The 22597-nt window shown below is 60.4% G+C and carries 22 protein-coding genes; 14 read left to right on the plus strand and 8 right to left on the minus strand.

What is annotated here, in order from left to right; translation table 11 throughout:
- Positions 1-10: 10 nt before the first annotated feature.
- Together BM317_RS02820 and BM317_RS02825 are read right to left on the minus strand one after the other, a co-directional pair.
- On the minus strand, positions 11-1228 hold the full coding sequence (locus BM317_RS02820) for an argininosuccinate synthase (protein ID WP_003204943.1): 1218 nt from the start codon (positions 1226-1228) through the stop codon (positions 11-13).
- Positions 1229-1356: 128 nt separating this feature from the next.
- Positions 1357-2346 carry a flagellar protein MotY gene (locus BM317_RS02825; RefSeq protein ID WP_092176243.1) on the minus strand — a complete coding sequence of 330 codons (990 nt, stop codon included), beginning with the start codon at positions 2344-2346 and terminating at the stop codon, positions 1357-1359.
- 181 nt (positions 2347-2527) lie between these two features.
- Here BM317_RS02825 and pyrC point away from each other — a divergent pair, with 181 nt between their 5' ends.
- Both pyrC and rnt read left to right on the plus strand, forming a co-directional pair.
- Positions 2528-3574: a dihydroorotase gene (gene pyrC / locus BM317_RS02830; RefSeq protein ID WP_060740940.1), complete on the plus strand. Its 1047-nt coding sequence runs from the start codon at positions 2528-2530 to the stop codon at positions 3572-3574.
- Complete coding sequence (gene rnt, locus BM317_RS02835; protein ID WP_003204947.1) at positions 3571-4248, plus strand: ribonuclease T; 678 nt, start codon at positions 3571-3573, stop codon at positions 4246-4248. Before pyrC ends, rnt begins: the two co-directional genes overlap by 4 nt.
- A 219-nt stretch (positions 4249-4467) precedes the next feature.
- Here the strand turns inward: rnt and BM317_RS02840 are convergent, their stop codons facing one another.
- The gene (locus tag BM317_RS02840) at positions 4468-5070 is read right to left on the minus strand and encodes a peroxiredoxin (protein WP_092176252.1); all 603 of its coding nucleotides are present in this window, start codon (positions 5068-5070) and stop codon (positions 4468-4470) included.
- 316 nt (positions 5071-5386) lie between these two features.
- Here BM317_RS02840 and BM317_RS02845 point away from each other — a divergent pair, with 316 nt between their 5' ends.
- Positions 5387-5605, plus strand: coding sequence for a bacterioferritin-associated ferredoxin (locus BM317_RS02845; protein WP_003178704.1), 219 nt, complete (start codon positions 5387-5389; stop codon positions 5603-5605).
- Positions 5606-5803: 198 nt separating this feature from the next.
- Positions 5804-6277, plus strand: coding sequence for a bacterioferritin (bfr, locus tag BM317_RS02850; RefSeq protein WP_003178701.1), 474 nt, complete (start codon positions 5804-5806; stop codon positions 6275-6277).
- Between the two features lie 226 nt (positions 6278-6503).
- On the opposite strand, the gene grxD is transcribed toward bfr, so the two are convergent.
- The 3 genes from grxD to BM317_RS02865 all read right to left on the minus strand — a co-directional run bounded on the left by grxD (position 6504) and on the right by BM317_RS02865 (position 9459).
- Complete coding sequence (grxD, locus tag BM317_RS02855) at positions 6504-6842, minus strand: Grx4 family monothiol glutaredoxin (protein ID WP_092176255.1); 339 nt, start codon at positions 6840-6842, stop codon at positions 6504-6506.
- Positions 6843-6931: 89 nt separating this feature from the next.
- Positions 6932-9040, minus strand: coding sequence for a molybdopterin oxidoreductase family protein (locus BM317_RS02860; RefSeq protein WP_092473016.1), 2109 nt, complete (start codon positions 9038-9040; stop codon positions 6932-6934).
- Between the two features lie 131 nt (positions 9041-9171).
- A complete protein-coding gene (locus BM317_RS02865; protein WP_092176263.1) occupies positions 9172-9459 on the minus strand; it encodes a hypothetical protein in 288 nt (95 codons plus the stop codon).
- 403 nt (positions 9460-9862) lie between these two features.
- On the opposite strand from BM317_RS02865, the gene argF reads away from it, so the two are divergent.
- Together argF and BM317_RS02875 are read left to right on the plus strand one after the other, a co-directional pair.
- Positions 9863-10783: an ornithine carbamoyltransferase gene (gene argF, locus BM317_RS02870; RefSeq protein WP_092176267.1), complete on the plus strand. Its 921-nt coding sequence runs from the start codon at positions 9863-9865 to the stop codon at positions 10781-10783.
- On the plus strand, positions 10780-11889 hold the full coding sequence (locus BM317_RS02875) for an ABC transporter ATP-binding protein (RefSeq protein ID WP_092176271.1): 1110 nt from the start codon (positions 10780-10782) through the stop codon (positions 11887-11889). The genes argF and BM317_RS02875 overlap by 4 nt, the downstream gene beginning before the upstream one ends.
- Before the next feature lie 82 nt (positions 11890-11971).
- On the opposite strand, the gene BM317_RS02880 is transcribed toward BM317_RS02875, so the two are convergent.
- Both BM317_RS02880 and ybaK read right to left on the minus strand, forming a co-directional pair.
- A complete protein-coding gene (locus BM317_RS02880) occupies positions 11972-12763 on the minus strand; it encodes a PhzF family phenazine biosynthesis protein (RefSeq protein ID WP_092176275.1) in 792 nt (263 codons plus the stop codon).
- A 112-nt stretch (positions 12764-12875) separates the two neighbouring features.
- Positions 12876-13349 (minus strand): Cys-tRNA(Pro) deacylase, encoded by a 474-nt coding sequence (gene ybaK / locus BM317_RS02885; protein ID WP_092473018.1) that lies wholly within the window; start codon positions 13347-13349, stop codon positions 12876-12878.
- 322 nt (positions 13350-13671) lie between these two features.
- Here ybaK and BM317_RS02890 point away from each other — a divergent pair, with 322 nt between their 5' ends.
- From BM317_RS02890 to BM317_RS02925, 8 genes are all read left to right on the plus strand, one after another.
- Positions 13672-14523, plus strand: coding sequence for an MIP/aquaporin family protein (locus BM317_RS02890; RefSeq protein ID WP_092176283.1), 852 nt, complete (start codon positions 13672-13674; stop codon positions 14521-14523).
- Positions 14524-14609: 86 nt separating this feature from the next.
- Positions 14610-16115 (plus strand): glycerol kinase GlpK, encoded by a 1506-nt coding sequence (gene glpK / locus BM317_RS02895; RefSeq protein WP_092176287.1) that lies wholly within the window; start codon positions 14610-14612, stop codon positions 16113-16115.
- 84 nt (positions 16116-16199) lie between these two features.
- Positions 16200-16955, plus strand: coding sequence for a DeoR/GlpR family transcriptional regulator (locus BM317_RS02900; protein ID WP_003204973.1), 756 nt, complete (start codon positions 16200-16202; stop codon positions 16953-16955).
- Positions 16956-17279: 324 nt separating this feature from the next.
- Entirely contained in the window at positions 17280-18818 is a 1539-nt protein-coding gene (gene glpD, locus BM317_RS02905) for a glycerol-3-phosphate dehydrogenase (protein WP_092176290.1), read from the plus strand.
- 448 nt (positions 18819-19266) lie between these two features.
- Positions 19267-20181 (plus strand): glutamate/aspartate ABC transporter substrate-binding protein, encoded by a 915-nt coding sequence (locus tag BM317_RS02910; protein WP_060740928.1) that lies wholly within the window; start codon positions 19267-19269, stop codon positions 20179-20181.
- Positions 20182-20371: 190 nt separating this feature from the next.
- Entirely contained in the window at positions 20372-21118 is a 747-nt protein-coding gene (locus BM317_RS02915) for an amino acid ABC transporter permease (protein ID WP_014339891.1), read from the plus strand.
- Positions 21118-21789: an amino acid ABC transporter permease gene (locus BM317_RS02920; protein ID WP_092166460.1), complete on the plus strand. Its 672-nt coding sequence runs from the start codon at positions 21118-21120 to the stop codon at positions 21787-21789. The genes BM317_RS02915 and BM317_RS02920 overlap by 1 nt, the downstream gene beginning before the upstream one ends.
- Positions 21786-22520: an amino acid ABC transporter ATP-binding protein gene (locus tag BM317_RS02925; protein ID WP_003204983.1), complete on the plus strand. Its 735-nt coding sequence runs from the start codon at positions 21786-21788 to the stop codon at positions 22518-22520. Before BM317_RS02920 ends, BM317_RS02925 begins: the two co-directional genes overlap by 4 nt.
- The last annotated feature ends 77 nt before the right edge of the window (positions 22521-22597 follow it).

Here is a 22597-nt window from a genome sequence, read left to right on the forward strand (position 1 = left end):
ATCGCCAGGGTCAGAACAGCTTGCGACCCTTGTTCGCCGCGATGCGCATGCGCAGGGCGTTGAGCTTGATGAAGCCAGCCGCGTCGGCCTGGTTGTAGGCACCGCCGTCTTCTTCGAAGGTCGCGATGTTGGCGTCGAACAGCGACTCGTCGGACTTGCGCCCGGTGACGATCACGTTGCCCTTGTACAGCTTCAGGCGTACCACGCCATTCACGTGAGCCTGGGAGGCGTCGATCATCTGCTGCAGCATCAGACGCTCAGGGCTCCACCAGTAGCCGGTGTAGATCAGGCTGGCGTACTTGGGCATCAGCTCGTCCTTGAGGTGAGCCACTTCGCGGTCCAGGGTGATCGATTCGATCGCCCGGTGAGCGCGCAGCATGATGGTACCGCCCGGGGTTTCGTAGCAGCCGCGGGACTTCATGCCGACATAGCGGTTCTCGACGATGTCCAGACGACCGATGCCGTGTTCGCCGCCAATGCGGTTCAGGGTCGCCAGCACAGTGGCCGGGCTCATTTCCACGCCGTCCAGCGCGACGATATCGCCATTGCGATAGGTCAGCTCCAGGTATTGCGGAGTATCGGGGGCCTTCTCCGGGGAGACGGTCCAACGCCACATGTCTTCTTCGTGCTCGGTCCAGGTGTCTTCCAGCACGCCGCCTTCATAGGAGATGTGCAGCAGGTTGGCATCCATCGAGTACGGGGATTTCTTCTTGCCGTGACGCTCGATTGGAATCGCGTGCTTCTCGGCGTAGTCCATCAGTTTTTCACGGGACAGCAAATCCCATTCACGCCACGGGGCGATGACTTTCACGCCCGGCTTGAGGGCATAGGCGCCCAGCTCGAAACGCACCTGGTCGTTGCCTTTGCCGGTAGCGCCGTGGGAAATGGCATCGGCGCCGGTTTCGTTGGCGATTTCGATCAGGCGCTTGGCAATCAACGGACGGGCGATGGACGTACCCAGCAGGTACTCGCCTTCGTAAACGGTGTTGGCGCGGAACATCGGGAACACGAAGTCGCGGACGAACTCTTCGCGCAGGTCATCGATGTAGATCTCTTTGACGCCCATGGCCTGGGCCTTGGCGCGTGCAGGCTCGACTTCCTCGCCCTGCCCCAGGTCAGCGGTGAAGGTCACCACTTCACAGTTATAAGTGTCCTGCAGCCACTTCAGGATCACCGAAGTGTCCAGGCCGCCGGAATACGCCAGAACGACCTTGTTTACGTCCGCCATGCCATCACTCCACGGGTTGTACGGAAAGCCGTGAAGTCTAACGTCCAGCGCGAATAATTTACAGGGGCGCGACAGCTTATGACGACGAAGCGACAGATTATGTCGAACGCGCGACGGTCAAAATCGAATCAGGAGGTCCGCGCAGTCGTCCCGACGGGCGTGGGTGCCGGTGTCTTGGCCGGCGCCGCGGTGGGCGCCGGCACCTTGGCAGGGGCCGCAGCCGGTGCGGGCTGCGCGGCGGGAGCCTGGGGTGCCGGTGCTTCGCTAGCCGCCACGCGCTCGAGGCGCACGACCACGCGACGGTTCTTGGCCCGGTTGGCGGCGTTGGTGTTGGGCACCAAGGGATAACGCTCGCCGTGGAAGCGCAGGGTAATCTGCGACTCCTGGAAACCATTGGCCTTGAAGAAATCCTGGACTGCCAGGGCCCGGCGGCGCGACAGTTCGCGGTTGGTCAGGCGATTGCCGCTGTTGTCGGAGTGACCGTCAAGCTCGACATGATTGACGCTCGGATCGGCCTTGATGAAGTCGAGCATCACCTGCAACTGGGCCTTGGCCCGGGCATCGAGTTCGACTTCCTCGCCGGGGAAGCCGATCTGGGTCTGCTTCACCTGTTCGAAATTCTTCGGCAACAACTTGGCCACACAGCTCTGATAATCGCTGAAGGCTTTGTTGAAACGCACCGGCAGCAAGCGGACTTCCGACACTCGACCGTCCTCGGTGTTGCGCCGTACCACAGGGCTACGACCGTCCATCAGCCCACTGATCAAGCGTCCGGCCTGGACCTGGGAGCTGTTGAACAATACATCGCCACTGCCAATGCTGACCGAGCCCAGGTTGATATCGCCGCGCCCCGGTTGCCACGGTGCGGCCGCCGCCAACAAGGTGGCCGAACCGCCGCCCAGCATCGGGTTATAACTCTTGAGGCGGAACGTGGCCTGCTCGCCCGCCCGGCGCACGAACTCGCCAGTGCCGAAATCGGTGATCGGCTGGCTGAGCCGGCACTCGAACTTGTCGCCTTCGACCGTCCACTCGATGCTCTCCAGACGGGTCTGGAAAGTGAGCGCCATGGCGGGAAGGCTGGCAAACACACTGAGCAAGGCTAGATAACGCTGGCGCACGGGAGGCTCCACTGACTTTTATACAAAGATCGACGCATGCTTGAGGGCATGGGGCATCGCACGGATTCGTGGCACACCTGTAGGAGCTATCGGTAAGTTGTGGCAGAACTTGATAGCGGGTGCCTGAATCGGTCTTTTCCGGTAGCATTCCCCAGAGTTTGACCCGCCTGGAAGCCCCCCAATGTCCGACCGCCTGACCCTGCTGCGTCCCGACGACTGGCATATTCATCTTCGCGATGGTGCTGTGTTGACCCATACCGTCGCCGATGTCGCGCGCACCTTCGGGCGCGCAATCATCATGCCTAACCTGGTTCCGCCCGTGCGCAACGCCGCCGAGGCCGATGGCTATCGCCAGCGTATTCTCGCCGCGCGCCCGGCTGGCAGCCGCTTCGAACCGCTGATGGTGCTTTACCTCACCGACCGCACCCAGCCCGAAGAGATTCGCGACGCCAAGGCCAGCGGTTTTGTCCATGCCGCCAAGCTGTATCCTGCCGGCGCGACGACCAACTCCGATTCCGGTGTCACCAGCATCGACAAGATCTTCCCGGCACTGGAGGCCATGGCCGAAGTCGGCATGCCGTTGTTGATCCATGGTGAGGTTACCCGGGGCGACGTCGATGTGTTCGACCGCGAGAAGATCTTCATCGACGAGCACATGCGCCGTGTCGTGGAGCGTTTCCCGACCCTCAAGGTGGTGTTCGAACACATCACCACCGGCGATGCCGTACAGTTCGTCAACGAGGCCCCGGCCAACGTCGGCGCGACCATTACCGCCCACCACCTGCTGTACAACCGCAACCACATGCTGGTGGGCGGGATCCGGCCGCACTTCTATTGCCTGCCGATCCTCAAGCGCAATACCCACCAGGAAGCCTTGCTGGACGCCGCCACCAGCGGCAGCGCCAAGTTTTTCCTCGGCACCGACTCGGCGCCCCACGCCCGTCACGCCAAGGAAGCGGCCTGTGGTTGTGCCGGCTGCTACACCGCCTATGCCGCCATCGAGATGTACGCCGAGGCGTTCGAACAGCGCAATGCGCTGGAAAAACTCGAAGGCTTCGCCAGCCTGCATGGCCCGCGCTTCTATGGCCTGCCGGTGAACACCGACCGTATTACCCTGGTCCGTGACGAATGGACCGCCCCCGTCAGCCTGCCTTTCGGCGAGCAGACCGTCATCCCGCTGCGCGCCGGTGAAAAACTGCGCTGGCGCCTGCTGGAGGAAAACGCGTGAGTGAAGATCATTTCGACGACGAACTGGACGGCAACGGTGGTTCGGGCGGCGCCCGTCACCCCATGGCCGCGCGGTTCCGTGGTTATCTGCCGGTCGTCGTCGATGTAGAAACCGGTGGTTTCAATTCCGCCACCGACGCCTTGCTGGAAATCGCCGCGACCACCATCGGCATGGACGAAAAAGGCTTTGTGTTCCCTGACCACACCTATTTCTTCCGTGTCGAACCGTTCGAAGGCGCCAACGTCGAAGCGGCGGCTTTGGAGTTCACCGGGATCAAGCTCGATCACCCGCTGCGCATGGCCGTCAGCGAAGAAACGGCCCTGACCGACATCTTCCGTGGTGTGCGCAAGGCGCTCAAGGCCAACGGTTGCAAGCGCGCGATCCTGGTCGGGCACAACAGCAGCTTCGACCTGGGCTTCCTCAACGCCGCCGTCGCGCGCCTGGACATGAAGCGCAACCCGTTCCACCCGTTCTCCAGCTTCGACACCGCGACCCTGGCTGGCCTGGCGTATGGCCAGACCGTCCTGGCCAAGGCGTGCCAGGCAGCCGACATCGATTTCGATGGCCGTGAGGCACACTCGGCCCGCTACGACACCGAGAAGACCGCCGAGCTGTTCTGCGGCATCGTCAACCGGTGGAAAGAGATGGGCGGCTGGCAGGATTTCGACGACTGACATAGAGCCAAGCTTGGCCTTTTGTGGCGAGGGGATTTATCCCCGTTGGACTGCGCAGCAGTCCCAGAAAGGTGAGCCAGGCAAACTCAATTGACAGGTTTGGGGCCGCTTCGCGGCCCAGCGGGGATAAATCCCCTCGCCACAGGACTGTATTCTGCTTTGGAACACCCATAAAAAAACCGGCCCATCGAGGGCCGGTTTTTTTATGCCTGGAAGCGCTTACAGCTTGTCGCTGTGCTCGCCCAGGTAAGCGGCAACGCCTTCAGGCGATGCGGTCATGCCCTTGTCGCCTTTTTTCCAGTTGGCCGGGCAGACTTCGCCGTGCTCTTCGTGGAATTGCAGCGCGTCGACCAGACGGATCAACTCTTCCATGTTACGGCCCAGCGGCAGGTCGTTGATGATCTGCGAACGGACAACGCCCTTGTCGTCGATCAGGAAGGCGCCACGGAAGGCCACACCACCTTCGGACTCAACGTCGTAGGCCTTGGCGATTTCGTGCTTCATGTCGGCAGCCATGGTGTATTTCACCTGACCGATACCGCCATTGTTGATCGGGGTGTTGCGCCAGGCGTTGTGGGTGAAGTGCGAGTCGATCGAAACAGCGATCACTTCAACGTTGCGCGCCTTGAAGTCTTCCATGCGGTGATCCAGTGCGATCAGCTCGGACGGGCAGACAAAGGTGAAGTCCAGCGGATAGAAGAACACCAGGCCGTATTTGCCTTTGATGGCCGAGGACAGGGTGAAGCTGTCGACGATTTCGCCGTTGCCAAGCACGGCTGGCACGGTGAAGTCAGGGGCTTGTTTGCCTACGAGTACGCTCATTGGATATCTCCTGATGTAATTAGCGTGAAAACAAAGTCCGGGCCAGCCTGCCACCCTCAGGCGACAGCCCTGTGACACGAACCCGCTTGCAAGGGCCGACCATCATACACCGCACATTTGGACTGTCTTCAACGGTTTTTCGGTGGTATCGAAAAATCGCCGCCCCGCTGCGTACCGCCTTTGTTGGCCAAGGAAAAAACCGTTCGTCAGCCTGGCATCGCTCAGGCGCAAGACCTTGAGAAACCACTTTGACAATCATTCTCGTTAACATTAAGATCCGTCTCAATTGAGTCACAACCAGCGACGGTTCTCACTTATGTATGTATGCCTCTGCACTGGCGTCACCGACGGACAAATCCGCGAAGCGATCTATGAAGGTTGCTGCAGCTATCGCGAAGTCCGCCAGGCCACCGGCGTAGCCAGCCAATGCGGCAAATGTGCCTGCCTGGCCAAGGAAGTGGTGCGTGAAACCCTCGCCAAGGTGCAAACGGCACAGGCCTCGATCCCCTACCCGGTAGAATTTACTGCCGCGTAAAGACAGCTTTTCAAGGAACCGGACTCAATGTCCGGTTTTTTTATGTCTGTAAATCAAATGCTTAGCGTCCAGACGCGGAACACAAACATTCTTATTCCGATTAATTTTCATTTATTATTCAATAACTTAGGTTTGACACTGGTAAATGCGCGGCTCAAACTCCGCCCTATACACAGCTATTACAGGGCAGGCCTCATCATGAAAGGCGACATTACAGTCATCCAGCATCTCAACAAGATCCTTGCCAATGAGCTGGTCGCGATCAACCAATACTTCCTGCATGCGCGCATGTACGAGGATTGGGGCCTGAACAAGCTGGGCAAGCACGAGTACCACGAGTCCATCGACGAGATGAAACACGCGGACAAACTGATCAAGCGCATCCTGTTCCTCGAAGGCCTGCCGAACGTCCAGGACCTGGGCAAACTGCACATCGGCGAACACACCCGGGAAATGCTCGAGTGCGACCTGCGCATCGAGCGCACCGGCCACGCCGACCTGAAGGCCGCCATTGCCCATTGCGAAAGCGTTGGCGACTTCGGTAGCCGTGAACTGCTGGAAGACATCCTCGAATCCGAGGAAGAGCACATCGACTGGCTGGAAACCCAACTGGGCCTGATCGACAAAGTCGGTCTTGAGAACTACCTGCAATCGCAGATGGGCGAAGAGTAACCTTCCCCGGCAGCAGGCCACTAAAAAGCCCCGCCCTCTTTCGAGAGGCGGGGCTTTTTATTGCCTGGATTCCCAGGCCACCGAAAACCCACTGTGGGAGCGGGCTTGCTCGCGAATGCGGTGGGTCAGGTAAAAAAGTGCTAGCTGATCCACCGCATTCGCGAGCAAGCCCGCTCCCACACGTCCGCGTTTACCCCATCATATGTGGCAAACGGATCATCGCGTATCAGGCTTCGGTCTTGTTCGCCGCTTTTTCTACCGCTGCCTTGATCGTGGTCTGCAAGGAACCGTCGGCGGCCATCTCGGTCATGATGTCACTACCGCCGATCAGCTCACCGCCCACCCACAATTGCGGGAAGGTTGGCCAGTTGGCGTACTTGGGCAGGTTGGCGCGGATTTCCGGGTTCTGCAGGATGTCCACGTAGGCAAACTTCTCGCCACACGCCATCACAGCCTGAGCAGCCTTGGCCGAGAAACCGCATTGTGGCGCGTTCGGCGAGCCTTTCATGTAAAGCAGGATGGTGTTGTTGGCAATCTGGTCTTTAATCGTTTCGATGATATCCACGGAGCACCTCGGCTTAAACTTTGCGACGTCAGTTGTCGACACGGTGGCGCATTGTAACGGAAAGCAGAACGTGCTGCTCAGAGACAATTCTACGCAGCCGCCACCTTCACCGGTACACCGTTGAGCGCCGCGTTGCCGGACAACTCATCGAGCTGGCAATCATCGGTCAGGTCATTGGCGCTGGAGCCTGGCTGTCCGCTGGCAATGGTCATCTGCACGCCCGGCCGGGCATGACCCCAACCGTGGGGCAGGCTGACCACGCCTTTCATCATGTCCAGGCTGCCCAGCACCTCGACTTCGATGGCCCCCACCCGCGAACTGACCGTCACACGCTGCCCGTCGGCAAGGCCGCGGGAGGCGAGGTCATCCGGGTGCATCAGCAATTGATGACGTGGCTTGCCCTTCACCAGTCGATGGAAGTTATGCATCCAGGAGTTATTGCTGCGCACATGGCGGCGGCCAATCATCAGCAGCTCATCCGGTTCTGGCGCCTGTAACGCGGCAAAGCGCGCAAGGTCGGCGAGAATCACCGCCGGCGCGGCCTGCACTCGCTGGTTTTCGGTTTTCAAGCGCGGGGCCAGGTTGGGCTTGAGTGCGCCGAGGTCGATGCCATGGGGATGGTCGAACAAGGTCGCCAGAGACAGTTTGTGCGGCGAGGCGTCGCCATACGCTCCGCTGCGCAGGCCAAGATCGATCATCTGCGCCGGCGGCATGGTCGGCTTGAGCGCTTTGCCGGTCCGGGCAGCGAAGGCCTTGGCCAGGCCGACAAAGATTTCCCAGTCGTGCAGCGCCCCCTCGGGCTTGGGCAGGATCGCCCGGTTGAAGCGGGTCACGTTGCGCACCGCGAACAGGTTGAAAGTGGTGTCGTAATGATCGTTTTCCAGGGCCGAGGTCGAGGGCAGGATCAGGTCGGCGTAACGGGTGGTTTCGTTGATGTACAGATCGACACTGACCATGAACTCCAGCCCATCCAGGGCCTGCTCCAATTGCCGCCCGTTGGGTGTAGACAACACCGGGTTGCCGGCCACGGTGACGAGCGCCCGAATCTGGCCTTCGCCCTCGGTCAGCATCTCCTCGGCCAGGGCCGACACCGGCAGCTCCCCTGCGTACTCGGGACGCCCGGACACCCGGCTCTGCCAGCGATTGAAATGCCCACCCGAGGTGGTCGCCACCAGGTCCACCGCCGGCTCGGTACACAGCGCACCGCCCACCCGATCCAGATTGCCGGTCACCAGGTTGATCACCTGGATCAGCCAGTGGCACAGCGTACCGAACGCCTGGGTCGACACCCCCATCCGCCCGTAGCACACCGCTGACGGGGCGGCGGAGAAGTCCCGGGCCAATTGCCGGATCTGCGCGGCCGGCACCGCACAAAGCGGGCTCATCGCTTCAGCCGTGAAAGCAGCAACGGCCGCGCGCACCTCGTCCAGGCCGTCCACCGGCAGATGGCTGTCACGGGTCAGGCCTTCGCTGAACAGGGTATCGAGCAAGCCAAACAGCAGCGCGGCATCGCCCCCGGGACGCACGAAGACATGCTGGTCGGCAATGGCCGCCGTTTCGCTGCGGCGCGGATCGACCACCACCACTTTGCCACCACGGGCCTGGATCGCCTTGAGGCGCTTCTCCACGTCCGGCACGGTCATGATGCTGCCGTTGGAGGCCAATGGGTTGCCGCCCAGGATCAGCATGAAGTCGGTGTGATCGATGTCCGGAATCGGCAGTAGCAAGCCGTGGCCATACATCAGGTGGCTGGTCAGGTGATGGGGCAGTTGGTCCACCGAGGTTGCCGAGAAACGGCTGCGGGTCTTCAACAGGCCCAGGAAGTAGTTGCTGTGGGTCATCAGCCCATAGTTATGCACGCTGGGGTTGCCCTGGTAGACCGCCACCGCGTTCTGGGCGTGGCGCGCCTGGATATCCGCCAGGCGCGCGGCCACCAACGCGAAGGCATCGTCCCAGGCGATGGGGTGCCATTCGTTGCCGATGCGCTGCATGGGTTGGCGCAAGCGGTCCGGATCGTTCTGGATATCTTGCAGGGCCACTGCCTTGGGGCAGATGTGACCGCGACTGAAGGTGTCCAGCGCATCGCCCTTGATCGAGGTGATCGCCAGGCCCTGGCCGTCGGTTTCGGTGGTTTCGAGGGTCAAGCCGCAGATGGCTTCACACAGATGGCACGCACGGTGGTGGAGAGTCTTGGTCATGGCCAGTCTCTGTTTTATTCGTGGCGGGCACTTTCGGCCGCGGGAACAAAACTATGGCCCGCGCTTCCCGGCAGCGCCAGCGACGTTCGTCCTGTGAATTGCCGGGCATCAGGCCCGCCGATGAGGTGCGATCAAGGGCCCTCGGGGGGCGGCGCCAGGAGTTGGATTTCCTCGACGGTTTCCACCTGCTCCTGGGCGATGGGCACGCCGGTCAGTTCGCCAATCAATCGCCAATGCTCGTCGAGGCCGCTGCTGATCGTGGCCATGCGATCGATCATCCGGCGGCCGGCGGCCTTGGTCACTTCATCCTCGCTGCGCAGCAATTCGAATGACATGGACGTCACCGATGCCGTCAGGTGGGTCAGCGAGCGTGCGGTCAGCCCCAGCAATTCCATCAATTGTCGCTCTTTCGAATCCATTTCGGGCTCCTGTGCCGCTGAGGCTCATTTATAACCCAGGCCTTTGCATTAGGAAATGTTTCACAACCACCAGCAGGCAGGCGCAAGAGTCGAAGGACATGGCATAAACCGCCACCATCCATGGCGCGCCCGGCCGCGCTTGATTGCCAAGCCGAGCGGCGCCAGTGTACAAATGGGCCGCTGCAGTCAGGAAACCGGCCTCAAATACGTCATCGCATTCGCGTGATGGCTTCGCTGAAATCCCCAAAAACCGTAGCCCTATTGGTAAGACGCGACATTTAATTATAAGATCGCGCCTTCCCCTATTTCGTCGCCCCGTGCGGCTTTTGCCGCAGGTCTCGCCCGTTTTTTCATTAAACAAGGCTTTGAGCATCTGCGGTCAGTTACAAAAAGGTAGTCAATCATGAGCGCAAGGCACTTTCTCTCCCTGATGGATTTCACGCCCGATGAGTTGCTCGGCGTGATCCGTCGAGGCGTGGAGCTCAAGGACCTGCGTAATCGCGGCGTACTGTTCGAGCCCTTGAAAAACCGCGTGCTGGGGATGATCTTCGAGAAATCATCGACCCGCACCCGCATCTCTTTCGAAGCCGGCATGATCCAACTGGGCGGCCAGGCGATTTTTCTGTCGCCCCGCGACACCCAACTGGGCCGTGGCGAACCCATCGGCGATTGCGCCATCGTCATGTCGAGCATGCTGGACGCGGTGATGATCCGTACCTTTGCCCACAGCACCCTGACCGAGTTCGCGGCCCATTCCCGCGTACCGGTGATCAACGGCCTGTCCGACGACCTGCACCCCTGCCAGTTGCTGGCCGACATGCAGACCTTCCTCGAGCACCGTGGCTCGATCCAGGGCAAGACCGTGGCCTGGATCGGCGATGGCAACAACATGTGCAACAGCTATATAGAAGCGGCGATGCAATTCGACTTCCAACTTCGCGTTGCCTGCCCCGAAGGTTTTGACCCCAATGCCGAGTTGCTGGCCAAGGCCGGGGACCGGGTGTCCATCGTCCGTGACCCGAAACAGGCCGTGGCCGGTGCGCACCTGGTGAGCACCGACGTCTGGACCTCCATGGGCCAGGAAGAAGAAACCGCCAGGCGCCTGAAGTTGTTCGCGCCCCTGCAGGTCAACCGGGCCCTTCTCGACCTGGCGGATGCCGAGGTGTTGTTCATGCACTGCCTGCCGGCACACCGTGGCGAGGAGATCAGCATGGACCTGCTGGATGACCCGCGTTCGGTAGCCTGGGACCAGGCCGAGAATCGCCTGCATGCGCAAAAGGCCTTGCTCGAGTTCCTGGTCGAGCCGGCGTATCACCACGCATGAGCCACGCCCTGCTGCTGAACTTGCACAACCTGGCCTGCGGTTATCAGGACCAGCGGGTCGTGCAGAACCTCAACCTGCACCTCAATGCCGGTGATATCGGTTGCCTGCTCGGTTCGTCCGGGTGCGGCAAGACCACGACCTTGCGCGCCATTGCCGGCTTCGAACCGGTGCACGAGGGTGAAATCCAGTTGGCCGGGGAAACCATCTCCCGCGCCGGCTTCACCCTCGCCCCGGAAAAACGCCGCATCGGCATGGTGTTCCAGGACTACGCCCTGTTCCCCCACCTGAGCGTGGCCCAGAACATTGCCTTTGGCATTCGCAAGCATCCGAACAAGGATCGCGTCGTCGAAGAATTGCTGGAACTGGTCAACCTGAAACACCTGGGCAGCCGTTTTACCCATGAACTGTCCGGCGGCCAACAGCAGCGCGTGGCCCTGGCCCGTGCGCTGGCGCCGGAACCGCAGCTGCTGTTGCTCGATGAACCGTTCTCCAACCTCGATGGCGAGCTGCGCCGCAAGCTCAGCCATGAAGTGCGAGACATTCTCAAGGCCCGCGGCACCAGCGCGATCCTGGTCACCCACGATCAGGAAGAAGCGTTCGCCGTGAGTGACCATGTCGGCGTATTCAGGGAAGGTCGCCTGGAACAGTGGGACACGCCCTACAACCTGTATCACGAACCACTGACCCCATTCGTCGCCAGTTTCGTTGGCCAGGGCTACTTCATTCGCGGCCAGCTGGACAGCCCGGAATCGGTACGGACCGAGCTGGGCCTGCTGCGCGGCAACCGGGCCTACACCTGGCCCATCGGCGGCGCGGTGGACGTGCTGCTGCGCCCAGACGATATCGTCTACGCTCCGGACAGCCCGCTTACCGCCAGAATCGTTGGCAAGACCTTCCTGGGTGCTTCAACCTTGTACCGCCTGCAGTTACCCACAGGTGCGCAACTGGAATCGATCTTCCCCAGCCATGCCGACCATCAGGTTGGCGCCGCCGTGGGCATCCGCGTGGCGGCTGAACACCTGGTGCTGTTCCAGGCTTCGGGCAGCACCGCGGCACATATCCCACCGGTGGACAGCGGTGTGCGACGCTACAGCGCGGCCAACTGATCATTGTGGGAGCGGACACATTCGGCATCGACGCAGGCTGAACCACCGCTATCGCGAGCAATCTCGCTCCCACATTTTGATGTCATTGACTTGAGTGCAGCCTCAACGTCCCGCTGGCCACCAACGTCGCGTTCCCGCCGATCTTCACCCGCTCCCCCTCCAACCGACAAAACAACGCCCCGCCCCTGGCCGAACACTGATAAGCCGTCAGTCCGTGCTTGCCCAGGCGCTTGGACCAATAGGGAATCAGGCTGCAATGGGTCGAGCCGGTCACCGGGTCTTCGTTGATGCCGATCGCCGGGGCAAAATAGCGCGAGACAAAATCATGCTTGCTCCCCGGCGCGGTGACGATGGCGCCGGGCCAGGGCAGTTTCGCCAGGGCCACCATGTCCGGCTTGCAGTCGAGCACCGCTTGCTCCGACTCCAGCACCACGAACAACTCGTTGGAACTCAGCACATCCACCGCTTCGACGCCCAAGGCACTCTGCACGGCCAGGGACACGCCCAACTCGGCAGGCACCACGGCCGGAAAATCCAACCACAGCCGATCCCCCTCGCGCGTCACGCTCAACGAACCGGACCGGCAGATGAAATCCAGGCGCTCGACAGTTTCGTGATAGACCTCGAACAGCACATAAGCGCTGGCCAACGTGGCGTGGCCACACAGCGGGACTTCGGTGGTGGGGGTGAACCAGCGGATATGCCAATGCTGACCTTCACGCACCAGGAACGCGGTTTCAGCCAGGTTATGCTCGGCGGCGATCTTCTGCATCAGGTCGTCGGCAAGCCAGCCGTCGAGCCGATAGACCATCGCCGGGTTGCCGCCGAACGGCCGGTCACTGAACGCATCGACCTGATGAAACGCAAGCTGCATGGCACTTCTCCTTATTTTTCTGATGCGCCAGCATGGGGTGTAGCGGCATGGCTTATCCAGTGACAGATCAGCAGAATTTTCACCCTACAGGCTGCGCAGCGGCCACCCTGCTCTATCCAGCACGCCCGATATCAGCAAACACTGCCCCGGTGTGCTCCTTCAATACCGAAGGCGCCAACTCGACTTCCAATCCACGCCGCCCCGCACTGACGAACATACTGGCGAGTGGCTGTGCGGAATTGTCGATAAACGTGCGTAAACGCTTCTTCTGCCCCAGCGGGCTGATACCGCCGAGCAAATAACCGGTCGAACGCTGCGCGGCGGCCGGGTCAGCCATCTCGACCTTCTTCACGCCGGCGGCGTGGGCCAGGCCTTTCAAATCCAGACTCCCGGCCACGGGCACTACCGCCACCAACAGCTCACCTTTTTCACTGGCCGCCAACAACGTCTTGAACACCTGCGCCGGATCCAGCCCGAGCTTTTCCGCCGCCTCCAAGCCATAGGACGCCGCCTTGGGATCGTGTTCATAACTGTGGATACGATGTTCGGCGCGCACTTTCTTAAGCAGATCCAACGCGGGTGTCATGACCGCTCCTGATAACGAAATCAAAAAAGAGTGAGCGGATTCTAAGCCATCGTCTGCAAAAAGGCTTTGCGGCTGCACTGCCCGTACCACTGTTGCCTCTCTTGGGGCAGAGTCATTCACAGCGCGAATAGTTGAAATGTGACCAATGGTTCACTTTCGACCTTTGACACCAGCGTTTCTTGTCTATATTTTTTCGAAACTGAAAGCAACATTGCAGGTCTCAAGCAGCAACCCGAGTTCAGGATGGGATCCTGCCTCGGTGGAAATCGCACAATCGTGCTGTATCGAACGCGCTGCAAAACAACAAAAGACCGAGGTTTGAATGACAACTGCTTTACAACAGCCGTCCCTGTCCAGCCAATGTCTGGCCGAATTCCTGGGAACTGGGCTGCTGATTTTTTTCGGCACTGGTTGCGTCGCGGCGCTCAAGGTCGCGGGTGCGAGCTTCGGCTTGTGGGAAATCAGCCTCATCTGGGGCGTCGGCGTCAGCATGGCGATCTATCTGAGCGCAGGCATTTCCGGCGCCCATCTCAACCCCGCCGTCAGCATCGCCCTGTGCATATTCACCGACTTCGAAAAGCGCAAGCTGCCTTTCTACATAGCGTCCCAAGTGACCGGCGCTTTCTGCGGCGCCCTCCTGGTCTACACCTTGTATAGCAATCTATTCTTCGATTTCGAACAGTCCCGGCACATGGTTCGCGGCACCGAAATGAGCCTCGAACTGGCTTCGGTGTTCTCCACCTACCCGCACGCGGCACTCTCCACTGGCCAAGCCTTCCTCGTGGAAGCGATCATCACCGCCATCCTGATGGGGGTGATCATGTCCTTGACCGATGACAACAACGGCTTGCCCCGTGGCCCACTGGCGCCGTTGCTGATCGGCCTGCTGATTGCCGTGATTGGCAGTTCCATGGGGCCGCTGACGGGTTTTGCGATGAACCCGGCGCGGGACTTCGGTCCTAAACTGATGACTTTCTTCGCAGGCTGGGGTGAAATTTCCCTCACGGGTGGACGCGACATCCCGTACTTCCTGGTTCCGATTTTTGCGCCGATCGTGGGTGCGTGCCTCGGTGCTGCGGCCTATCGCGGGCTGATTGCCCGCCACCTGCCCAGCGCTGTAACAGCTACAAAGGATGCAGAACCGGCCATTGACGGCAAGCCCAGAACATCCTGAAACAGTCGGCGCAGGCCCTGCCATTCGAAGCCTGCGCCGTGGCTTCTTCTTACGTCTCCCTTTATGAAAGACCCGAGGCAATCGAAATGACCGACACCCAGAACAAGAACTACATCATTGCCCTCGACCAGGGTACGACCAGCTCGCGCGCGATCATCTTCGACCGTGATGCCAATGTGGTCTGCACCGCCCAACGCGAATTCGCCCAGCACTACCCGCAGGCCGGCTGGGTCGAACACGACCCGATGGAAATCTTCGCCACCCAGAGCGCGGTCATGGTCGAAGCCTTGGCCCAGGCCGGCCTGCACCATGACCAGGTGGCCGCCATCGGCATCACCAACCAACGGGAAACCACCGTGGTCTGGGACAAGACCACCGGCCGTCCGATCTACAACGCCATCGTCTGGCAGTGCCGCCGCAGCACCGAGATCTGCCAACAGCTCAAGCGCGACGGCCACGAGCAATACATCAGCCAGACCACCGGCCTGGTCACCGACCCGTACTTCTCCGGCACCAAGCTCAAATGGATCCTGGACAACGTCGAAGGCAGCCGCGAGCGTGCGCGCAACGGTGAGCTGCTGTTCGGCACGGTCGATAGCTGGCTGATCTGGAAATTCACCGGCGGCAAGGTCCACGTCACCGACTACACCAACGCCTCGCGCACCCTGCTCTTCAACATTCACTCGTTGGAATGGGACGCGAAGATGCTCGAGATCCTCGACATCCCCCGGGAAATGCTCCCGGAAGTGAAGTCGTCCTCGGAAATCTATGGCCGCACCAAAAGCGGTATCGCCATCGGCGGCATCGCCGGCGACCAGCAGGCAGCCCTGTTCGGGCAGATGTGCGTGGAGCCGGGTCAGGCGAAAAACACCTACGGCACCGGCTGCTTCCTGCTGATGAACACCGGGAAAAAGGCCGTGAAATCCAATCACGGCATGCTCACCACTATTGCCTGCGGCCCCCGTGGCGAAGTGGCCTATGCCCTGGAAGGCGCTGTATTCAACGGCGGCTCCACCGTCCAATGGCTGCGTGATGAACTGAAGATCATCAACGACGCCCTGGATACCGAATACTTTGCCAACAAGGTCAAGGACAGCAACGGTGTGTACCTGGTGCCCGCCTTCACCGGCCTGGGCGCGCCGTACTGGGACCCCTATGCCCGTGGCGCACTGTTTGGCCTGACCCGCGGCGTACGGGTCGATCACATCATTCGCGCAGCACTGGAGTCGATCGCCTACCAGACCCGCGACGTGCTCGACGCCATGCAACAGGATTCGGGCGAACGCCTCAGGGCCCTGCGCGTCGACGGTGGCGCGGTGGCTAACAACTTCCTGATGCAGTTCCAGGCCGACATCCTCGGCACCCAGGTCGAGCGGCCAAAAATGCGTGAAACCACGGCCCTGGGTGCGGCATACCTGGCCGGCCTGGCGTGCGGCTTCTGGGGCAGCCTGGAAGAACTGCGCGGCAAAGCGGTGATCGAGCGCGAATTCGAACCGCAACTGGACGAGGCGGCGAAAGAAAAACTCTATGCCGGCTGGCAGAAAGCGGTCAGCCGCACCCGCGATTGGGAGCCCCACGAAGACGCTGAATAAGCCTGATAAGGTTCTGAAACTGGTCGGGATCGGATTCCTGCGGCATCATGGGCAAATTTTGTACGGCAGCCCAAAGGAAGCCCCATGAATCTGCCTCCCCGCCAGCAGCAAATCCTCGAACTGGTCCGCGAACGCGGCTATGTCAGCATCGAGGAAATGGCGCAGTTATTCGTCGTCACCCCACAAACCATCCGCCGCGACATCAACCAACTGGCGGAAGTGAACCTGCTGCGCCGCTACCACGGCGGCGCCGCCTACGATTCAAGCGTGGAAAACACCGCCTACGCCATGCGCGCCGACCAGATGCGCGACGAAAAACAACGCATCGCCGAAGCCATCGCCGCCCAGATCCCCGATCACGCCTCGCTGTTCATCAACATCGGCACCACCACCGAATCCATCGCCCGAGCCCTGCTCAACCACAACCACCTGAAGGTCATCACCAACAACCTGCACGTGGCTTCGATCCTCAGCGCCAAGGATGACTTCGAAGTCCTGATCGCCGGCGGCAACGTACGGCGTGACGGCGGCGTGGTGGGCCAGGCCAGCGTCGACTTCATCAACCAGTTCAAGGTCGACTTCGCCCTGGTGGGTATCAGCGGGATCGATGAAGACGGCAGCCTGCTGGACTTCGACTACCAGGAAGTGCGGGTTTCCCAAGCCATCATCGCCAACGCCCGGCAAGTGCTGTTGGCGGCGGACTCCAGCAAGTTCGGACGCAATGCCATGGTCCGCCTGGGCCCCATCAGCTTGATCGACTGCCTGGTGACCGACCAGCAACCGGTGCCGGCCCTGGCGCAGCTGTTGAGCCAGCACAAGATTCGGTTGGAGGTGGTCTGACTGCATCCAAGTCCCTCTGTGGCGAGGGGATTTATCCCCGTTGGGTTGCGCAGCAACCCCAATGCCACTCAATTTACCTGATACACCGAGTCGCCAGAGTCTAGGGTTGCTTCGCAACCCAACGGGGATAAATCCCCTCGCCACAAATGGCCTTCCTGCCTGCGTCAAGTCGTCTTCGTGTTCGAAAATTTTCCTTTCAGCTTCTTTTGATCAGTATTTTCAATCGAAGTCAGCTGGCTGTTGCTGTATTTATGGGCTAGTATTTTCGCAAATGAACATTTATGTTCGAATTCAAATATTACGAAAAGAACCCGAGGCCAGCCGATGCCCACTTCTACCTTGCCTACGCCCCCTCTCGCCGAGATCTATGACGTCGCCGTCATTGGCGGCGGTATCAATGGCGTGGGGATTGCCGCAGACGCTGCCGGGCGCGGTCTTTCGGTGTTCCTTTGTGAAAAGGACGACCTGGCCAGTCATACCTCGTCGGCCAGCAGCAAGCTGATCCACGGTGGCCTGCGCTACCTTGAACATTACGAATTCCGCCTGGTGCGCGAAGCACTGGCCGAACGCGAAGTGCTGCTGACCAAGGCCCCGCACATCGTCAAGCAAATGCGCTTCGTGCTGCCCCACCGCCCGCACCTGCGCCCGGCCTGGATGATTCGCGCCGGCCTGTTCCTCTACGATCACTTGGGCAAACGTGAACTGCTCGCAGGCTCCAAAAGCCTGAAATTCGGTGCCGACAGCCCACTGAAAAGCGAAATCACCAAAGGTTTCGAATATTCCGACTGCTGGGTCGACGATGCGCGACTGGTGGTACTCAACGCCATGGCCGCCCGGGAAAAAGGTGCACATGTCCACACCCGCACCCGCTGTGTGAACGCCCGCCGTAGCAAAGGCCTGTGGCACTTGCACCTGGAACGCGCCGACGGCAGCCTGTTTTCGATCCGCGCCAAGGCGCTGGTGAACGCCGCCGGTCCTTGGGTTGCCAAGTTCATTCGCGACGATCTGAAGATGGAGTCGCCCTACGGTATCCGCCTGATCCAGGGCAGCCACCTGATCGTGCCGAAACTCTACGAAGGCGAGCACGCGCACATTCTTCAGAATGAAGACCAACGCATCGTGTTCACTATTCCGTATCTGAACCAGTTCACCTTGATCGGCACAACTGATCGGGAATACACCGGTGACCCGGCCAAGGTAGCGATCACCGAAGGCGAAACCGATTACCTGCTGAAGGTGGTCAACGCCCACTTCAAGAAGCAGATCAGCCGCGACGATATCCTGCACAGTTATTCCGGCGTACGCCCGCTGTGCAACGACGAGTCCGACAACCCATCGGCCGTCACCCGGGACTACACCCTGGCGCTTTCCGGTGGTGGCGAAGAAGCCCCCTTGCTGTCGGTGTTCGGCGGCAAGCTGACCACTTATCGCAAGTTGGCCGAATCTGCCATGGCGCAACTGGCGCCCTACTTCACGCAGATGCGCGGAAGCTGGACCGCCGTAGAGGCCCTCCCCGGCGGCGAAAACATGACCACCCCGCAAGCGCTGTGCTCGGCGTTGCGGGACAAGTTCGACTGGCTGCCGACCGACATCGCCCGCCGCTGGGCCACCACCTACGGCAGCCGTACCTGGCGCATGCTCGAAGGCGTGCATGACCTGGGCGACCTGGGCGAACACCTCGGCGCTGGTCTCTACACCCGCGAAGTCGATTATCTGTGCAGCGACGAGTGGGCCGTCGATGCCCAGGACATCCTGTGGCGCCGCAGCAAGCTGGGCTTGTTCACCACCCCGGTCGAGCAGGAGAAGCTGCAGCAGTACCTGGATAAGGTCGAGCATAACCGTCGCAAGATCGAAGCGGCCTGACCGATATCCCGCAAAACCCAAAGCCCCTGAATCCAGCGATTCAGGGGCTTTTTGCTATCTGGCGTCCACCGCTGCCCCCTGTGGGAGCGAGCTTGCTCGCGATGAGGCCAGCACATTCAACATCCATGGGACTGACACACCGCTATCGCGAGCAAGCTCGCTCCCACAATGAATCGGGGGCAAGCTCAAGCCATTCGGTTTTCCGAACACGACCCGCCAGTCAGTTCGGCTAACCGGATAAAACAGTCCGCCTAAAACCTGAAACAAAACATTAATCACCATATAAAACAACAAGTTAAACAGGCCGACCTGGTCTGGCACGAGTCATGCTCTACACTTCTCGAGACGAATGCCTGTACGCCAACACACCAGGAGCTGCCAGGTATCTCGAAGTACTCAGGGCCGACAAACCGGCCGAAATAAAAAAAACAATGTCGAGGAAACATCGATGCGTATCGTTCCCCATCTCCTGGGCGCAGCCATTGCTGCCGCTCTGATCAGCACTCCGGTTTTCGCAGCCGAACTGACCGGCACACTGAAAAAGATCAAAGAGTCCGGCGTCATTACGCTTGGGCATCGCGACGCTTCCATTCCGTTCTCCTACATCGCGGACGCTTCCGGCAAGCCGGTCGGCTACTCCCACGACATCCAGCTGAAAGTCGTCGAAGCGATCAAGAAAGACCTGGACCTGCCCAACCTGCAGGTCAAGTACAACCTGGTCACCTCGCAAACCCGTATCCCGCTGGTGCAGAACGGCACGGTGGACCTGGAATGCGGCTCCACCACCAACAACGTCGAGCGTCAGCAGCAGGTTGACTTCTCCGTTGGCATCTTCGAGATCGGCACTCGGCTGCTGACCAAGAAAGATTCCAAGTACAAGGATTTCGACGACCTCAAGGGCAAGAACGTCGTGACCACCGCCGGCACCACGTCCGAGCGCCTCCTCAAGTCCATGAACGCCGACAAGCAAATGGGCATGAACGTCATCTCCGCCAAGGACCATGGCGAGTCCTTCCAGATGCTCGAAGGCGGCCGCGCCGTTGCTTTCATGATGGACGATGCCCTGCTGGCCGGCGAAGCCGCCAAGGCCAAGAAAGCCGACGACTGGGCCGTGACCGGTACACCACAGTCCTACGAAATCTACGGCTGCATGATGCGCAAGGGCGACGAGCCGTTCAAAAAAGCTGTGGATGACGCCATCAAGGCCACCTACGCTTCGGGCGAGATCAACAAGATCTACGAAAAATGGTTCATGCAGCCTATCCCGCCAAAAGGCCTGAACCTGAACTTCCCGATGAGCGACGAACTCAAGGCACTGATCGCCAAGCCGACCGATAAAGCGGCTGACGACAAGAAATCCTGATTTCTGACTAACCTTATCTCCTGAAGGGGCCCGGCCCTTTCAGGGGATGGTCACTCCCTGCTGGCAAATCTGGAAACACTCGAACCGGTGGCTGTCGAGCCGATCGCGTGTGCCTGGCCTCCAAGCCGGGCGGGAACGGAGTTTCCCCAGGCGGGCATTTGTATATCGAACGATCTGAGGGGAGACCCTAATGAATTACAACTGGGACTGGGGCGTGTTCTTCAAGTCCACCGGCGTGGGCAGCGAGACCTATCTCGACTGGTACGTAGCCGGCCTGGGCTGGACCATTGCTATCGCCGTCGTGGCCTGGATCATCGCCCTGCTGCTGGGCTCGGTGCTCGGCGTGATGCGCACCGTGCCGAACCGGCTGGTGTCGGGGATCGCCACCTGCTACGTGGAACTCTTCCGTAATGTGCCACTGCTGGTTCAGCTGTTCATCTGGTACTTCCTGGTGCCGGACCTGCTGCCCGCTGATATGCAGGAGTGGTACAAACAGGACCTGAACCCGACCACCTCGGCCTACCTGAGCGTCGTCGTATGCCTGGGCCTGTTCACCGCCGCCCGGGTCTGCGAACAAGTGCGCACCGGCATCCAGGCGCTGCCCCGCGGCCAGGAATCCGCCGCCCGAGCCATGGGCTTCAAGCTGCCGCAGATCTACTGGAACGTGCTGCTGCCCCAGGCCTATCGGATCATCATTCCGCCGCTTACCTCGGAATTCCTCAACGTCTTCAAGAACTCCTCGGTGGCCTCGCTGATCGGCCTGATGGAGTTGCTCGCGCAGACCAAGCAGACCGCCGAGTTCTCCGCCAACCTGTTCGAAGCCTTCACCCTGGCGACGCTGATCTACTTCACCCTGAACATGAGCCTGATGCTGCTCATGCGCATGGTCGAGAAGAAAGTCGCGGTGCCCGGCCTGATCTCCGTGGGGGGTAAATAATGGAATTCGACTTCACTGGCGTCATACCGGCCATTCCCGGCTTGTGGAACGGCATGGTCATGACCCTCAAGCTGATGGCTCTGGGTGTCGTCGGCGGGATCATCCTGGGGACGATCCTGGCGCTGATGCGCCTGTCCCATAACAAGCTGGTCTCCAACATCGCCGGCGCCTACGTCAACTATTTCCGTTCGATCCCGCTGCTGCTGGTGATTACCTGGTTCTACCTGGCCGTGCCATTCGTGCTGCGCTGGATCACCGGCGAAGACACGCCGATCGGGGCGTTCGGCTCCTGCGTCGTGGCGTTCATGATGTTCGAGGCGGCGTACTTCTGCGAAATCGTGCGGGCCGGCGTGCAGTCGATCCCCAAGGGCCAGATGGGCGCGGCACAGGCACTGGGCATGAACTATGGCCAGACCATGCGCCTGATCATCCTGCCCCAGGCGTTTCGCAAGATGACCCCGCTGCTGCTGCAACAGAGCATCATCCTGTTTCAGGACACCTCGCTGGTCTACACGGTCGGCCTGGTGGACTTCCTCAATGCTTCGCGGGCCAATGGCGACATCATCGGCCGCTCCAATGAGTTCCTGATCATCGCAGGTCTCGTGTACTTCACAATCAGCTTTGCCGCCTCGCTGCTGGTCAAGCGTCTGCAAAAAAGGTTCGCCGTATGATCTCTATCAAGAACATCAACAAGTGGTATGGGGACTTCCAGGTACTGACCAATTGCAGCACCGAGGTCAGCAAGGGTGAGGTTGTGGTGGTGTGCGGGCCATCGGGTTCGGGCAAATCCACGCTGATCAAGTGCGTGAACGCCCTGGAACCGTTCCAGAAAGGCGACATCGTGGTCGATGGCACCTCCATCGCCGACCCGAAGACCAACCTGCCGAAGCTGCGTTCGCGGGTGGGCATGGTGTTCCAGCATTTCGAACTGTTCCCGCACCTGACCATCACCGAAAACCTGACCATCGCGCAGATCAAGGTGCTGGGCCGCAGCAAGGAAGAAGCCACCAAGAAAGGCCTGCAACTGCTCGAGCGGGTCGGCCTCTCGGCCCACGCCCACAAGCACCCGGGCCAGCTCTCCGGCGGCCAGCAGCAACGGGTGGCGATTGCCCGTGCCCTGGCGATGGACCCGGTGGTGATGCTGTTCGACGAACCGACCTCGGCCCTTGACCCGGAAATGGTCAACGAAGTGCTCGACGTGATGGTGCAGCTGGCTCACGAAGGCATGACCATGATGTGCGTGACCCACGAAATGGGCTTCGCCCGCAAAGTGGCGAACCGGGTGATCTTCATGGACCAGGGCCAGATCATCGAAGACTGCAAGAAAGAGGAGTTCTTCGGCGACATCAGCGCCCGCTCCGAACGCGCGCAGCATTTCCTTGAGAAAATCCTGCAGCACTAAAACACCGCTCCCCACTGTGGGAGCGAGCTTGCTCGCGAATAGGGCAGCACATTCAACATCAATGTGGCTGACACACC

This window comes from Pseudomonas sp. NFACC24-1 (assembly GCF_900115235.1).
GTDB classification, from domain to species: Bacteria; Pseudomonadota; Gammaproteobacteria; order Pseudomonadales; family Pseudomonadaceae; genus Aquipseudomonas; species Aquipseudomonas fluorescens_AA.